Annotated in this window: 12 protein-coding genes and 1 CRISPR repeat array (1 of these 13 only partly in view); of the genes, 6 read left to right on the top strand and 6 right to left on the bottom strand. The window is 39.7% G+C overall.

Annotated features, from left to right (window positions below; all coding sequences use genetic code 11):
- Window positions 1-54: 54 nt before the first annotated feature.
- The 6 genes from HMPREF9189_RS11495 to HMPREF9189_RS11465 form a co-directional block, all read right to left on the bottom strand.
- The gene (locus HMPREF9189_RS11495) at window positions 55-489 is read right to left on the bottom strand and encodes a cytidine deaminase (protein WP_000355902.1); all 435 of its coding nucleotides are present in this window, start codon (window positions 487-489) and stop codon (window positions 55-57) included.
- Window positions 490-502: 13 nt separating this feature from the next.
- Window positions 503-1963, bottom strand: a complete 1461-nt coding sequence (gltX, locus tag HMPREF9189_RS11490; RefSeq protein WP_000031068.1) for a glutamate--tRNA ligase — start codon at window positions 1961-1963, stop codon at window positions 503-505.
- A gap of 127 nt (window positions 1964-2090) precedes the next feature.
- On the bottom strand, window positions 2091-3440 hold the full coding sequence (locus HMPREF9189_RS11485; RefSeq protein ID WP_000018252.1) for a glucose-6-phosphate isomerase: 1350 nt from the start codon (window positions 3438-3440) through the stop codon (window positions 2091-2093).
- Window positions 3441-3608: 168 nt separating this feature from the next.
- The gene (locus HMPREF9189_RS11475; RefSeq protein ID WP_000124757.1) at window positions 3609-4298 is read right to left on the bottom strand and encodes a gamma-glutamyl-gamma-aminobutyrate hydrolase family protein; all 690 of its coding nucleotides are present in this window, start codon (window positions 4296-4298) and stop codon (window positions 3609-3611) included.
- Between the two features lie 138 nt (window positions 4299-4436).
- A complete protein-coding gene (locus HMPREF9189_RS11470) occupies window positions 4437-6203 on the bottom strand; it encodes an ABC transporter ATP-binding protein (RefSeq protein ID WP_000859688.1) in 1767 nt (588 codons plus the stop codon).
- 1 nt (window position 6204) lies between these two features.
- Window positions 6205-7911: an ABC transporter ATP-binding protein gene (locus tag HMPREF9189_RS11465; protein WP_000905737.1), complete on the bottom strand. Its 1707-nt coding sequence runs from the start codon at window positions 7909-7911 to the stop codon at window positions 6205-6207.
- 206 nt (window positions 7912-8117) lie between these two features.
- Between HMPREF9189_RS11465 and HMPREF9189_RS11460 the strand changes: the two genes are divergently transcribed.
- The 6 genes from HMPREF9189_RS11460 (at window position 8118) to csn2 (ending at window position 16544) form a co-directional block, all read left to right on the top strand.
- On the top strand, window positions 8118-9134 hold the full coding sequence (locus tag HMPREF9189_RS11460) for an NAD(P)H-dependent glycerol-3-phosphate dehydrogenase (protein WP_000745030.1): 1017 nt from the start codon (window positions 8118-8120) through the stop codon (window positions 9132-9134).
- A 21-nt stretch (window positions 9135-9155) separates the two neighbouring features.
- Complete coding sequence (gene galU / locus HMPREF9189_RS11455) at window positions 9156-10055, top strand: UTP--glucose-1-phosphate uridylyltransferase GalU (protein ID WP_000811020.1); 900 nt, start codon at window positions 9156-9158, stop codon at window positions 10053-10055.
- Window positions 10056-10422: 367 nt separating this feature from the next.
- Window positions 10423-14685, top strand: a complete 4263-nt coding sequence (cas9, locus tag HMPREF9189_RS11450) for a type II CRISPR RNA-guided endonuclease Cas9 (RefSeq protein WP_001051464.1) — start codon at window positions 10423-10425, stop codon at window positions 14683-14685.
- Window positions 14685-15551: a type II CRISPR-associated endonuclease Cas1 gene (cas1, locus tag HMPREF9189_RS11445; RefSeq protein WP_000539862.1), complete on the top strand. Its 867-nt coding sequence runs from the start codon at window positions 14685-14687 to the stop codon at window positions 15549-15551. The genes cas9 and cas1 overlap by 1 nt, the downstream gene beginning before the upstream one ends.
- Window positions 15548-15892 carry a CRISPR-associated endonuclease Cas2 gene (gene cas2, locus HMPREF9189_RS11440; RefSeq protein WP_002876413.1) on the top strand — a complete coding sequence of 115 codons (345 nt, stop codon included), beginning with the start codon at window positions 15548-15550 and terminating at the stop codon, window positions 15890-15892. Before cas1 ends, cas2 begins: the two co-directional genes overlap by 4 nt.
- Window positions 15882-16544: a type II-A CRISPR-associated protein Csn2 gene (csn2, locus tag HMPREF9189_RS11435; RefSeq protein WP_000700137.1), complete on the top strand. Its 663-nt coding sequence runs from the start codon at window positions 15882-15884 to the stop codon at window positions 16542-16544. Before cas2 ends, csn2 begins: the two co-directional genes overlap by 11 nt.
- Before the next feature lie 89 nt (window positions 16545-16633).
- Window positions 16634-16828: a CRISPR direct-repeat array (repeat unit 36 nt; unit sequence GTTTTAGAGCTGTGTTGTTTCGAATGGTTCCAAAAC) (it continues 1492 nt past the right edge of the window).

The following is a 16828-nucleotide window of genomic DNA, read 5'->3' as shown; positions in this document are numbered from 1 at the left end:
CTTTATCGAAATTCTGAAAAGATAATGGAAAAGAGCCAGTTAAACTGACCCTATCTATTTGGTTTGACAATTAGTTGCACGTTCCTCTCCCCACCAGTATGGGATCAACTCGGCAACTTTGATTGTTTTTCTTGTTTCGTAGTTCATCATGAACTCTGCTTCTTTATTTTCAGCATTCAATTCTAAGAGAAATTCTCTGCAAGCGCCACAGGGCATACCTGATCCTTCGCCGTAGGGAGGTTTATCTCGAAAGGCGAGGATTTTCTTAACTTTAGTTTGTCCTGAAAATTGATACATATTGAAGAGAGCTGCCCGTTCTGCACAGAGATGGAAAACACCACAGGTGCCCTCCATACAAAATCCTGTGAATATCTGACCATCTTCTGCTTCTACTGCAGCTACAACATGATTAGCATAAACAAAATCAGATACTTCATGTGGATTATATAGTTTCTGTGCTTCTTCGTACATCTTTTCCCAGATGTCCATTGTTGCATCCTTCTTATTTAGAGATTTCTTTTAGCATGTTTTCGATATGCTGGATTGATTTTTTACGTCCAAGCAAGAAAATTGTATCTGGTAATTCTGGTCCATGCATTTCACCTGAAACTGCGATACGAATTGGCATGAAAAGGTTTTTCCCTTTAATACCTGTTTCTTTTTGAACCGCTTTGATTTGTGGGAAGATATTTTCTGTCACAAATTCATCGTCTGTCATTGCTTCAAGTTTTGTTTTAAAGGCTTCAAGAACTGTTGGAACTGTTTCGCCCGCCATGACCTCGCGCTCTGCCTCTGTCAACTCTGGGAAGTCTGAGAAGAAGAGATCTGTCAATGGAACAATCTCATCTACCGACTTCATTTGTGGTTTGTAGAGTTCTACCAATTTTTCGGCCTTGTCAGTCAAACGTCCTGCTTCTTCTAGGAATGGTTTTGCCATTTCAAAGATGGTTGCTAAGTCAGCTCTCTTGATGTAGTCATTGCTCATCCAGTCTAGTTTCTTCTGGTCAAAGGCTGCTGGGGACTTGCTGAGGCGGTTTTCATCGAAAAGTTTAATGAGTTCTTCACGAGAGAAGATTTCATCTTCGCCACCTGGGTTCCAACCAAGAAGAGCAATGAAGTTAAAGACTGCTTCTGGTAAATAACCTTTTTTACGGTAGTCTTCGATAAACTGAAGGGTGTTGGTATCGCGTTTAGATAATTTTTTACCCGTTTCAGAGTTGATAATCAAGGTCATGTGACCAAACTCAGGTGCTTCCCATCCAAGCGCTTCATAAACCATGAGTTGTTTTGGTGTATTGGCAATATGGTCATCTCCACGGATAACATGGGAAATTTGCATGTCGTGGTCATCGATAACAACGGCAAAGTTGTAAGTTGGGTAACCATCTTTCTTTTGAATTACCCAGTCACCACCGATATTACCACCTTCAAATTCGATATCGCCTTTGACCATGTCATGCCATTTGTAAATACCAGCTTCATTGACGGCTAAGCGAACGGTTGGGATGATACCAGCTGCTTCACGTTCAGCCACATAAGCAGCTTTTTCTTCTTCACTCATGCCAAGATATTCATTGATGTAGCGTGGTGTTTCGCCAGATGCTTCTTGGCGTTCGCGCTCAGCTGCCAACTCTTCTTCTGTAACGTATGATTTGTAGGCTTTTCCTTCGGCTAGCAATTGGTCGATGTATTTTTGATAGAGTTCCAAACGCTCTGATTGGCGATAGTTTTCATGAGTTTCTGGGCTTTCATCCCAGTCCATGCCTAACCAACGAAGGTTTTCAAGTTGTGAACGCTCTCCGTCTTCGACATGGCGTTTACGGTCAGTATCTTCGATACGGATGATAAAAGTTCCACCATGATGGCGTGCGTAAAGGTAGTTGAATAATGCTGTACGGGCATTTCCGATGTGTAGTAGTCCTGTTGGACTTGGTGCGTAGCGTACGCGGATATCTTTTGACATAGTTTCTCCTATAAAGTCTCTAGGCGTCTGCCTTTTTGCTTTCTATATTATATCACAAGTCTCGCCTGAGTCCAATGTCTATGAATAAAGAGAGTAAAAAGAGTGGTCAAGCCACTCTTTTCTTCTATTATAGACGTGCGTTAAGCTCTTTGCTCAATTCTTCAAATCCTGGTTTTCCAAGAAGGGCAAACATGTTACGTTTGTAGGCTTCAACACCTGGTTGGTCAAATGGGTTGATGGCATTCAAGTAACCTGAAAGGGCAATTGCCAATTCGAAGAAGTAGATGGTGTAACCAAGAGTGAAGGCATCTTGCTCTGGAAGGGTTACGTACATGTTTGGTACATCACCATCTGTGTGGGCAAGAAGAACACCGTCAGTTGCTTTTTTGTTTACAAAGTCAACGTCTTTTCCTTGAAGGTAACCAAGTCCATCAAGGTCTTCTTCCAAAGTAGGAATGATCACGTTCTTACGTGGTTTATCAACACGGACAACTGTTTCAAACATGATACGAGTTCCTTCTTGGATAAATTGACCCAATGAGTGCAAGTCAGTTGAGAAGTTTGCTGAAGTTGGGTAGATCCCTTTTTGGTCTTTTCCTTCTGACTCACCAGCCAATTGTTTCCACCATTCTGAGAAGTATTGAAGTGATGGCTCGTAGTTTACCAAGATTTCAGTAGCGTAGCCTTTACGGTAAAGGATGTTACGAACGGCTGCGTATTGGTAAGCTTCATTTTCAGCAATCTTGTCTGAAGTATAATCCTTACGAGCTGCGTTGGCACCTTCCATAAGGGCTTTGATATCTGCACCTGATGCAGCGATTGGAAGCAATCCAACTGCTGTCAATACTGAGAAGCGTCCACCGATGTCATCTGGAACTACAAATGTTTCCCAACCATTAGCATCTGCTTCAACCTTAACAGCACCTTTTTGGCGGTCAGTTGTAGCGTAGATACGTTTGTTGGCTTCTTCTTGACCGTATTTCTTAACCAAGAGTTCTTTGAAGACACGGAAAGCAATCGCTGGTTCTGTTGTTGTACCTGATTTAGAAATCACGTTTACTGAGAAATCTTTGTCAGCTACGTACTCTACCAAGTCAGCAAGGTAAGTAGATGAGATTGAGTTTCCAGCGTAAAGGATTTGTGGAGCTTTGCGTTCTTCTTTTGTTTGCAAGTTAGCAAAATGGTGGTTCAAGAAGTCGATGGCGGCTTTGGCACCAAGGTAAGATCCACCGATACCGATTACAACCAAGACATCGCTGTCTGATTTGATTTGCTCAGCAGCTTTCAAGATGCGGTCGAATTCTTCGCGGTCATAATTTTCAGGAAGGTCCAACCAACCCAAAAAGTCGCTACCAGCACCAGTTCCTTTACGAATCATTTGGTCTGCAGCTGTTACTTGCGCTTGCATGTATTCCACTTCATGTGGGGCAACAAATTTGTCTAAAACTTTTGAATAATCAAATTTAATATGTGACATGATAATCCTCCAAAATTTCTTCTTTTCTATCATAACGCTTACCTTCGATTTTTTCAAGTTTTTTTATTGAATTTGCCCAATTTTTATCATAATTCAAACGTTTGCGTAAATTTGCTAAAATATAAAAAATCTGAAAGGACGAATAAAAACGGCTAGATATTCTAACCGTTACAATTCATTTAATAAATACTCAAATAGTTCTAAATTGCCGTCCTCTTCATTGACCAAAAACTCTGGATGCCACTGCAAACCAATGATACGATGCTCATCGATAGACTCAATCGCTTCCACCGTCTGGTCGCGAGGGTCCACCGCTGTCACACGGAAATTAGGCGCCAGGTCTTTGATGCTTTGACGATGAACTGAATTGACCTGACTTTCTTTACCAAATAACTTAGCCACCACGCTTCCTTCTACTGTCTCAATAGAATGAGATGTTCCAAAAGGCAAGCCTTGCCAGTGCCCCTCAATTTCTTGGTGGAGGGTGCCGCCAAAAGCAACATTGACCAGCTGAACTCCACGACAGATTGCCATAATTGGTTTATTCTGACGAAGCGCTTCCTTCAAGAGAGCCAGTTCAAACTCATCTCTCACTAGGTTGTAATCATCGCTCTCAATGGTCTTTTTCTCTCCATAAAACTGAGGATGGACATTTTGCCCACCTGTCAAGATGAGTTTATCAATCATTTCCACATAATCGCGCACAATGGACTCATCCCCTACAGGAATCACTAAAGGAAGACCACCGACTTGACGAATGCTCTCTGCAAATTTACAAGATACAGATGAATGAATGTTTTTCCCTTCTGCATCTACAGGACATAGATTTGCAGCAACTCCTACAACCGTTCTAGCCATGATGTGTCTCCTTTCGATTTTCTAACGATAGTCCTATCTTATCATTCAAGCTCTCTGCTGTCTAATATGTTTTTTAAAAGACCGTGATAAGTATTTTTTATGGATAAGAAAAAGCTGCCCAAAAGGACAACTTTTTTCTTATTCAAATACAAATTGATTGTGATAGAGTTCTGAGTAGAAGCCTCCAAGCTTGAGTAGTTCCTGATGATTTCCACGTTCAATGACCTCTCCATCTTTAAGGACAATAATCTGATCGGCATTGAGGATGGTCTTCAAACGATGGGCAATCACAAAACTGGTTCGACCTGCTACAACTGCCTCCATGGCATGTTGAATCTTGCTTTCTGTTACGGTATCGACATTGGAAGTCGCCTCATCTAAGATTAGGACTTGAGGATCTGTCATCAAGGTCCGAGCGATGGAAATCAATTGTTTCTGACCAGTCGAGAAGATATTTTGCTCATCATCAATAAGGGTATCATACTTGTCAGGCAAGCTTTCGATATAGTCATGAATATGAGTTGCCTTGGCAGCTGCTTCGACCATTCCCTGACTGGCATCTGGCACGCCAAAGCGGATATTGTCTCGGATTGTTCCACTAAACAAGACCGTATCCTGCAAGACAATACCGACCTTGCTCCGAAGGCTATCCAAGTCATAGTCACGAATGTCTTTCCCATCAAAAGAAATGCTACCTGCATCCACATCGTAGAAACGATTGATGAGGTTCATGATGGTCGTTTTCCCTGAACCAGTCGGGCCGACAACTGCTACCATCTTCCCCTTAGGAGCTGAAATGCTGACATCTTTTAAAATCGGCTTGTCTGGCACATAAGAGAAATCAATGTGACTGATTTCAACACCTTCTCGCAACTCCGTAAAGGCAGGCGCATTTTGCGGACGAATCTCTTCTTCTGCATCAAACATTTCTTGGATACGATCCGCTCCAGTAAAGGCCAACTGGAGGCTCCCCCAACTCGCAGCCACCTGGATAATTGGCTGGTAGTACTGCTGAGAAAATTGGGTAAACATGACAATCAAACCTAGGGCTGTTGTTGTTTCGATACTTGGATCGTTCAGCAGGACCGCAGAACCAGCAAAAATGACGATGGCCGTATTGACCAAGCTCATCCCATTCATAACTGGAAAGAGGATACCTGAGAACATTCTCCCTTTAAAAGTTGCCTTGCGCACGCGCTCATTTTGCTCCACAAAGCCTGCTACGATGTCGTCTTGAATTCCTTGTACGATAACAGCTTTCTGTCCAGAAATACTCTCGTCCATGTAGGCGTTGAGTTTCCCAACCTCTTTTTGCTGAAGATTAGTGTACTTGCGGGCCATTTTCACGATGAAAACCAACATGAGAAAGGCTACTGGGGTGCTGGCTACTGTTATCAGGGCTAGCGTCACATTTCTTGAAAACATGACAAAAATCAAACCGATGTAAAGAGCAATATTGCTCATAACCTGAACTAGACTTTCATTGAAGGCTTGAAGGATGTTGTCCAAGTCACTCGTGAAACGAGAAAGGATATCGCCATCCTGATGGCGGTCAAAGAAAGAAACCGTTAAACGAGAAAGTTTGCCAAAGAGGCCCTTACGCATCTCATTTGTTGACTCAGCAATCACACGGGTCATCAAGGTCATGTAAATCAAACTGGATACCACTAAGGCAAGGACAACCAGAGCTAGATTCAGCATCAGAGCTGATAAACTCTGCCAGGCTAGTTCAGAAGTTCCATTTTGATAAGCTAGAACTAGGTTAGCGAGCTCCGTCACTGCTTGACCTGAAAAAACTGGAAAGAGGGCTTGGGCAATCGTCGCAACTGCAACCATCAGAATCACAATGACAAAGGAGAACTTGTAAACTTTAAAATAATTCCAGAAAAATAGAACGGTTTTCATTTTATTCCTCCTTTCCCTTTTGTGTTTCGTAGATTTCGCGGTAGACGGCATTGTCAGCTACCAAGTCTGCATGCCGTCCTTCTCCAATCAAGCGTCCTTGATCCAAGACCAAAATCTTATCCGCATGGACGACTGAACTGATCTTTTGAGCGATGATAATGGTTGTTGTCCCTTTCAGATCTTTATTCAAAGCTTCCTGCACGAGTCTTTCTGACTTGGCATCCAAGGCTGAAGTCGAATCGTCAAAAATCAGGATACGGGGATTGCTGACAATCCCACGGGCAATGGACATCCGTTGCTTTTGTCCACCAGAAAAGTTGGTGCCACGTTCTTCGACCTGACTCTCAAATTTGTTTTCCATGCGTCCGATAAATTCACTGGCTTGGGCAATCCGTGCTGCACGTTCCATTTCTGACACGCTGGCATTGCCTTTCCCTTGACGAAGATTATCTGCAATGGTCCCGCTAAAGAGAATAGCACGTTGCAAGACAATGGAAACTGTTTTACGCAAGGTTCCCTCGCTGACGTCTCGAATATCCTTGCCACCAATCTTGATAGATCCCTCCTGTGGATCAAAAAGTCGTGGAATTAACTGAGCTAGAGTGGACTTCCCTGCTCCAGTCGCCCCAACCACACCCACCATCTGACCAGGCGCAATTTCAAAGGTTACATTCTTCAGCATAGGCTCATCATCATTAGGATAGGTGAAGGTCACATTTTCAAAAGAGAGACTTCCTTCTAACTCTTCGTCTGGGAGATCTTTAAAGGTCATCGCTGGCTTGGTATCTAGAATCTCGCGGATACGACGCAAGGAAATCATAGCACGACTGACAGAATTTCCTAAAAATCCAACCATGATAATGGTAAAGATAATCTGGCTGAGATAGTTGATAAAGGAAGCAATCGAGCCCACTACAGATGGATCTGACTGAGCCATTCCGGCCACCAACCAGATAGAGAGGAAGACCGCTCCATAGCCGACTAGCATCATAACGGGTTCTATAACTGAGAAGGCATAACCGATATAAAGATTTTGGCCGAGAAGTTCATCTGAAACCTCGGTAAATTTGTCAAATTGTGCTTTTTCCTGTACAAAGGATTTAACTACGCGCACACCACGTAGATTTTCCTTGGCGATAGCATTGATCCGTTCAAGAAGGGTTTGAAACTTAGCAAATCGTGGCCCCATCATCCCCATCATGATGGCTGTTAGTGCAAAGATTAGGAGCACCATGAGGACAATCACCCACCAAAGTGACGGAAGAGTGTGAACCGCCAAGATAAAGGAACCGATAAAGAGAAGAGGGAGACGGAAGAGAATTTGAAAAGCCATCATCACCACATTCTGAATTTGATTTATATCATTAGTCATACGGACGACAAGGTTTCCGGCATTGAATTGCTCGATATTGGCATAAGAAAAGGTCTGAATCTTGCGAAAAGCGTCTTCCCGAAGGTCCGAAGACACTCCTTGAGCAATATAGGCTGCAAGTGTCACATTAATCCCACCTGCAACCAGACCAACTAGGGCTACCCCTATCAACCAAGCGCCAATACTATAAATCGCCTCATTTTGTCCGGCCAACAAAGCCTCTAACACCTCTTGCAAATAGCGCGGTTGCAAGAGAGAGCTCGCAACCATCAAGCCTGTCATCATTAGGGATGACAAGGCCTGCCATTTATAGGTTTTTATTTTTTTAATGAGCATATTTCCTCCTAATAAAATAGATAAAGGGAGCGACATCCTGCGTCAGCTCCTTCTCATTCGGTCATATTGATGCTATTCTAGCAAAAAAGAGAAATCTTGTCAAAGAAGTCTCCTTATTATAAATTAGTGCGCTTTCATATACAGGTGATGCATGAAAAGGCTTTTTATGGTAAAATGAAAGGAAGAACTCTTACAAGGAGGAAAAGATGAAGAAACAAACCATCGCTGTCTTGGGTCCTGGTTCTTGGGGGACCGCCCTTTCGCAGGTCCTAAACGACAATGGACACGAGGTTCGAATTTGGGGAAATATTTCTGACCAGATCGATGAAATCAATAACCAACATACAAACAAACGCTATTTCAAAGATATCCTACTCGACGAAAAGATCAAAGCCTATCATGACTTGGAAGAAACACTAAAGAATGTGGATGCTGTTTTATTTGTGGTCCCAACAAAAGTAACGAGACTGGTTGCCCAACAAGTGGCAAAGGTACTTGATCACAAAGTTGTCATCATGCATGCCTCCAAAGGCTTGGAACCAGATAGCCACAAACGTCTATCAACCATTCTTGAAGAGGAAATCCCAGCTGACCTTCGTAGTGATATCGTCGTTGTTTCAGGACCTAGCCACGCTGAGGAAACTATTGTACGGGATATTACCTTGATCACTGCAGCCTCTAAAGACCTTGAAACTGCCCAGTACGTCCAAAATCTCTTTAGCAATCACTACTTCCGCCTCTATACCAATACGGATGTTATCGGGGTTGAAACCGCTGGTGCTCTCAAAAACATCATCGCAGTTGGCGCTGGGGCACTACATGGACTAGGGTTTGGTGACAATGCCAAGGCGGCCATCATCGCACGTGGCTTGGCTGAAATCACCCGTCTAGGTGTCGCTCTTGGAGCTAACCCTCTGACTTATAGCGGTCTTTCTGGAGTTGGGGATTTGATTGTAACGGGAACATCTGTCCACTCTCGTAACTGGAGGGCCGGTAATGCTCTCGGCCGCGGAGAATCCCTCGCAGACATCGAAGCAAACATGGGCATGGTCATCGAAGGCATCTCAACGACTCGAGCAGCTTACGAACTGGCTCAGGAATTGGGTGTCTACATGCCAATCACACAGGCTATTTACCGAGTGATCTATGAAGGTGTCAATATCAAAGAAGCAATCACTGACATCATGAGCAATGAATTTAAAGCAGAAAACGAATGGTCTTAGACCCTTATAGAAAGGAACATTATGAAACAAAAAGTCAGAAAAGCAGTCATCCCAGCCGCTGGATTGGGAACTCGCTTCCTCCCAGCAACTAAGGCCTTAGCCAAGGAAATGTTGCCAATCGTAGACAAGCCCACTATCCAGTTTATCGTTGAAGAGGCCCTCAAATCTGGCATCGAAGACATTTTGGTTGTTACGGGTAAGTCAAAACGTTCCATTGAGGACCACTTCGACTCAAACTTCGAATTGGAATACAACCTCAAAGAAAAAGGGAAAACAGATCTTTTGAAGCTAGTTGATGAAACAACTGGTATGCGTCTGCATTTTATCCGCCAAACGCATCCACGTGGTCTCGGAGATGCCGTTTTGCAAGCCAAGGCTTTCGTTGGAAATGAACCCTTTATCGTTATGCTTGGTGATGACTTGATGGATATCACCAACGAAAAAGCTGTTCCACTCACCAAACAACTCATGGATGACTACGAGCGTACCCACGCGTCTACTATCGCTGTTATGCCAGTCCCTCATGACGAAGTATCTGCTTACGGGGTTATTGCTCCGCAAGGCGAAGGAAAAGACGGCCTTTACAGCGTTGAAACCTTCGTTGAAAAACCAGCGCCAGAGGATGCTCCTAGCGACCTTGCTATTATCGGGCGCTACCTCCTCACGCCTGAAATTTTCCAAATCCTCGAAAACCAAGCTCCAGGTGCAGGAAATGAAATTCAGCTGACAGATGCAATCGATACCCTCAATAAAACACAACGTGTATTTGCTCGTGAGTTCAAAGGGGCTCGTTACGATGTCGGAGACAAGTTCGGCTTTATGAAAACCTCCATCGACTACGCTCTCAAACACCCACAAGTCAAAGACGACTTGAAAGACTACCTCATCCAACTCGGGAAAGAGTTAGCTGAGGGGGAATAGAAGAACAGTTCATATAAAAAAGAACTAGGATAGTTAATTATCCCAGTTCTTTTTATTTTATATTGCTATTCTTTAGAACATCTACTTAAAAAGGAATCCGTATTTCTCAGTTCACTTACTTATAAACTCCATCGAAACGGTCTCAAACTTCATGAAAGCGCTATGATATTATTTGTTTTTTTATAAAAATAGGAGTACAATGAGTTAGTATAATAAAATAAAAAGCACCGAATCGGCGCGCATAATTGATTATGGATAACCATATTTTAACTCAAAAGAAAAATCTTTTGGCTGTGTTGTTTCGAATAGTTCCAACACAGATATTATACAAAAAATAAAATCAAAAATCAAGATAAGGAGTAGTTTTATGGCAAAATTTAATAAAAATTATTCAATCGGCTTAGATATAGGTGTATCATCCGTCGGTTATGCCGTTGTGACTGAAGATTATCGAGTGCCTGCTTTTAAATTTAAAGTTTTAGGCAATACAGAAAAAGAAAAAATAAAGAAGAATTTAATCGGATCTACCACCTTTGTGCCTGCCCAATCAGCTCAAGGAACTCGAGTATTTCGTGTTAATCGGCGTAGAATTGATAGAAGGAATCATAGAATAGCGTATTTACGAGATATTTTTCAAAAAGAGATTGAAAAAATCGATAAAAATTTTTATCGTAGATTAGACGAAAGTTTTAGAGTGCTTGGTGATAAGAGTGAGGACATACAAATAAAACAGCCATTTTTTGGTAATAAAGAATTAGAAACTGCCTATCACAAGAAGTACCCTACGATTTATCATTTACGAAAACACTTAGCTGATGCAGATAAAAATTCTCCCGTTGCTGATATTCGTGAAGTATATATGGTCTTATCTCACATTTTAAAATATAGAGGCCACTTTCTAACATTAGGTAAAATTGACCCTAACAATATCAATATGCAAAACTCTTGGATTGATTTCATTGAATCTTGTCAAGACGCTTTTGATTTGGAAATTTCTGATGAATCTAAAACCATAGCAGCTATATTTAAGTCAAGCGAGAACAGACAAGAAAAAGTTAAACAAATACTATCCTATTTCCAACAAGAGCTTCTAAAAAAAGATAAGAGTATTTTCAAACAACTATTGCAGTTGCTATTTGGTTTAAAAACGAAATTTAAAGATTGTTTTGAATTAGAGGAAGAACCTGATCTTAATTTCTCCAAAGAAAACTATGATGAAAATCTAGAAAATCTTCTTGGTGCATTAGAAGAAGACTTTTCCGATGTATTTGCTAAACTAAAAATTTTACGTGATACGATACTCCTATCTAGTATGCTAACCTACACTGGAGCAACTCATGCTCGCTTTTCTGCTACTATGGTCGAGCGATACGAGGAACACCGTAAAGATTTGCAACGTTTCAAATCTTTTGTCAAACAAAATCTATCTGAACAAGATTATTTAGATATTTTTGGCAGAAAAACACCAACTGGATTTGATGTAGATAAAGAAACAAAGGGATATGTTGGATATATATCTAATAAGATGGTATTAACTAATCCACAGAAACAAAAAACAATACAACAAAATTTTTATGACTATATCAGTGGGAAAATAACTGGTATTGAAGGGGCAGAATGTTTTCTTAATAAAATATCAGATGGAACATTTTTAAGAAAACTCCGTACAACTGATAATGGAGCAATTCCTAATCAAATTCACGCTTATGAACTAGAAAAGATTATAGAAAGACAAGGAAGAGATTATCCTTTTCTACTAGAAAACAAAGATAAATTACTATCTATCTTGACATTTAAAATCCCTTATTATGTTGGTCCTCTGGCAAAAGGAAATAATAGTAGATTTGCTTGGATTAAACGAACGACTAGCCAAGATGTTTTAGATGATAATGATGAAGATACTAGAAATGGTAAAATACGTCCTTGGAACTATCATAAACTGATAAATATGGATGAAACTAGAGATGCATTCATCATCAATCTAATAGGAAATGATATTATTCTCTTAAATGAAAAAGTTTTACCAAAACGTAGTTTAATCTATGAAGAAGTCATGCTCCAAAATGAATTAACTCGGGTCAAGTATAAAGACAAATATGGGAAAATTCACTTTTTCAATTCTGAGCTCCGACAAGAAATAATCAATAATTTATTTAAAACGAATAGTAAACGTGTTAGTTCTGCAATGCTCCTTTCTTACTTGGAGAATTTCACAAATTTACAAGCGGTTGAAATTGTTTCGGGTATTGAAAAAGGAAAATCTCTTAATTCTACTTTAAAAACATATAATGATTTAAAAACCATTTTTTCAGAAGAATTGCTAGATTCTGAAATCTATCAAAAAGAGTTAGAAGAGATTATCAAAGTTATTACCGTTTTTGATGATAAAAAATCTATTAAAAACTACCTTACAAAATATTTTGGGCATCTTGAATTTTTAAATGAAGAGAAAATTAATCAACTCTCGAAATTACGCTATACTGGCTGGGGACGTTATTCAGGTAAGTTATTATTAGGCATCCGAGACGAGGATACTGGTTTTAATTTAATGCAGTTCCTTCGAAATGATGATGAAAATCGTAATTTAACTCAGCTAATATCTGATACCACTTTATCCTTTGATTCTGCTATCAAAGCCATTCAATCTAAATCAACTGTTGAAGATGATGTATTTGAAGAAATTAAAAATTTGGCTGGTAGTCCAGCTATCAAACGAGGAATCTTGAATAGTATTAAAATTGTTGATGAGCTGGTTCAGATTATAGGATATCCACCCCAAAATATCATCATTGAAATGGCTCGTGAAAATATGACCACCGAAGAGGGGCAAAAAAAGGCAAAAACTCGTAAATCTAAATTAGAGTCTGCATTAAAAAATATTGAAGATAGTGTATTAGAAAGTGGAAAAGTTCCTCATTCAGATGAACAACTACAATCTGAAAAATTATATTTATATTATCTTCAAAATGGGAAGGACATGTATTCCTTAGATAAAACTGGAAGTCCTACTCCCTTATACCGAGACCAGCTAGATCAATACGAAGTCGACCATATTATCCCCTATAGTTTTTTACCAATTGATTCGATTGATAATAAAGTATTAACGCATAGGGAAAACAATCAAAGAAAGTTGAATAATATACCAGACAAAGAGACGGTTGCTAATATGAAACCTTTCTGGGAGAAATTATATAATGCCAAGCTAATTTCTCAAACGAAATATCAAAGATTAACTACTAGTGAACGAACTCCTGATGGTGTTCTGACCGAGAGCATGAAAGCTGGCTTTATTGAACGTCAATTAGTCGAAACACGACAAATTATAAAGCATGTTGCTCGCATACTAGACAATCGTTTTTCAGACACCAAAATCATTACTTTAAAATCTCAACTAGTTACCAATTTTAGAAACACCTTTCATATTGCCAAAATACGTGAATTGAATGATTATCACCATGCTCACGATGCTTATCTAGCTGTTGTTGTAGGACAAACTCTTCTTAAAGCCTATCCCAAATTAGCTCCTGAGTTAATATATGGCCACCATGCTCACTTTAATCGGCATGAGGAGAATAAAGCAACGTTAAGAAAGCATCTCTATTCTAACATCATGAGATTCTTTAATAATCCAGATTCCAAAGTTAGTAAAGATATTTGGGATTGTAATAGGGATTTGCCAATCGTAAAAGATGTCATCTACAACTCTCAAATCAACTTTGTCAAACGAACAATGATTAAAAAAGGAGCATTTTATAATCAAAATCCTGTTGGAAAATTGAATAAACAAATTGCTGCTAATAATCGCTATCCACTAAAAACAAAAGTTTCTTCTTTAGATACCTCCATATACGGAGGTTATGGACCAATGAATTCTGCCTTATCTATTATCATAATTGCAGAACGGTTTAATGAAAAGAAAGGTAAAATAGAAACTGTAAAAGAATTCCATGACATTTTTATAATTGATTATGAAAAATTTAATAATAATCCATTTCAATTCTTAAATAATGTTTCAGAAGAAGGTTTTCTTAAAAAGAATGATCTAAACCGTGTTCTAGCCTTCTATAGAATTTCAAAATATTCACTAATGCAGAAAATTGATGGAACAAGGATGCTATTTGAAAGCAAGTCAAACCTTCATAAAGTTACCCAATTTAAATTAACAAAAACTCAAAATGAATTATTTTTCCATATGAAGCGACTTTTGACTAAATCGAATTTGATGGATTTAAAATCTGAAAGCGCAATAAAGGAAAGCCAAAATTTTATACAGACTCATCAGAATGAGTTTGATAATATTGCGGATCGTTTATCAAATTATTCACAAAAAATGTTAGGTGAAACTAAGTCATTGCAAACTCTCATTAATGGATATAATGAAAGACCGATCAAACAAATTGACAATAACGAGGAGACAATTCGTTATTATTATGATAATTTTATAAAAATGTTTAGTTTTGTAAAGAGTGGTGCTCCAAAAGATATCATTAATTTCTTTAATGATAAATACACAGTACCAAGAATGCGTCCAAAGCCGGATAGAAAAATGCTTGATGCCACCCTCATCCACCAATCCATCACTGGTCTCTACGAGACTCGGATTGACTTGAGCAAACTAGGAGAAGACTAATGGGATGGAGAACCGTTGTTGTCAATACACACTCTAAGCTCTCCTACAAGAACAACCACTTGATTTTTAAAGATGCCTCTCGGACAGAGTTGATTCACCTGTCCGAGGTGGACATCCTACTTTTAGAGACGACGGATATCGTTCTCTCCACTATGCTGATTAAACGTTTGGTGGATGAAAATATTCTAGTCATCTTTTGTGATGATAAACGCTTGCCGACAGCATATTTAATGCCTTACTACGGTCGGCACGATTCCAGTTTACAACTCTCTCGCCAAATTACTTGGAGCGAGGAAGCTAAAGCACAAGTTTGGACCACCATTATTGCACAAAAAATTCTCAATCAAGCTTTTTATCTGGGGAGTTGTGGTTTTCTAGAAAAATCTCAGTCAGTCATCGATCTCTATCATGGGTTGGATTTATTTGATCCTAGCAACCGTGAGGGACACGCTGCTCGGATTTATTTTAACACCTTGTTTGGAAATGATTTTAGCCGTGAACAAGACAATGATGTCAATGCTGCCTTAGACTACGGCTACACCTTGATTTTGAGTATGTTTGCGCGTGAGATTGTCTTGTCTGGCTGTATGACCCAGTTTGGCTTGAAACATGCTAATCAGTTTAATCAATTCAACCTAGCCAGCGATATTATGGAGCCTTTCCGTCCGATTATTGACAGAATTGTCTATGAAAATCGAAACAGTTCTTTTATCAAAATCAAACGAGAGCTTTTTACTATTTTCTCAAATACCTTTCACTACAATGGTAAAGATATGTACCTGTCCAATATCGTCAGCGACTATACTAAGAAAGTCATCCAAGCTCTCAATCAACCCGAGAAAGGAGTTCCTGAGTTTAGGATATGAGTTATCGATATATGCGTATGATTTTAATGTTTGATATGCCAGTTGATACCGTAGAGGAACGCAAGGCCTATCGGAAATTTCGGAAGTTCCTCATAGATGAGGGTTTTATCATGCACCAATTCTCCATCTATAGCAAGCTCTTGCTCAACAACTCTGCTAATAACGCCATGATTGAGCGACTCAAGACTCATAACCCTAAGAAAGGAAACATTACTCTCTTAACCGTTACAGAAAAGCAGTTTTCTCGCATGATTTACTTAAATGGCGAGCGAAATACCAGCGTAGCAAACTCCGACGCACGCTTGGTCTTTCTAGGAGAGGAGCCTCGAGATGAAGATTAATTTCCCGCTATTAGATGAACCATTAACTATTGAAAATGCAACTTTTTTAGTGTTGGAAGACCAGTTTACCTTTTCAACTATCGTCAAGCAGTTCTACCAATATACTGATGATGGGGAGTTGAAGTTGTTTGATAGAAATCTAAAAGCACTGAAAGAGTCCGAGTTACTAGTGATAACGGATATCTTGGGCTATAATCTCAACTCGCCTGCCATGCTCAAGTTGATACATGCTGATTTAGAAAATCAACTCAATGACAAGCCCGAAGTCAAGTCCATGATTGAAAAGTTGGTTGCTACGATTACAGAATTACTGGCATTTGAGTGTTTGGAAAACGAGTTAGACCTAGAGTATGATGAAATTACCATTCTAGAGTTAATCGATGCACTTGGTGTCAAAGTCGAAACCCTGAGTGATACACCTTTTGAAAAGATGCTAGAAATTGTCCAGGTTTTTAAATATCTTTCTAAAAAGAAACTCCTTGTTTTCATCAATGCGATCGCCTATCTATCAAAGGATGAGTTGGTAAATCTGATAGAGTATATCCAACTCAATCAACTAAGGGTTTTATTTGTCGAACCTCGAAAAGTCTATGATTTTCCGCAGTATGTGATGGATCAAGACTATTTCTTGAACCCTGAAAATATGGTATAATAAGAGTAACAATTGGAACCTAACGAGCTGAAGTCTGGCTGGGACGAATGGCGCGATTACGAAATTTCGTGAGAAAAATTTTTCTACGAGGTTTTAGAGCTGTGTTGTTTCGAATGGTTCCAAAACACAGCTGAGACAGAGAGAACTGGTAAATCTGTTTTAGAGCTGTGTTGTTTCGAATGGTTCCAAAACTTCGGTTTTATACCAGTCATGACCATCGTTGTTTTAGAGCTGTGTTGTTTCGAATGGTTCCAAAACAAGGTCTTGCGTCTTAAACTTCATGC

It is taken from the genome of Streptococcus sp. oral taxon 071 str. 73H25AP, assembly GCF_000146755.1.
Lineage (GTDB): Bacteria > Bacillota > Bacilli > Lactobacillales > Streptococcaceae > Streptococcus > Streptococcus oralis_T.
The sequence above is the reverse complement of the archived record's forward strand: the minus strand, read 5'-3'. Positions and strand labels throughout refer to the sequence as shown.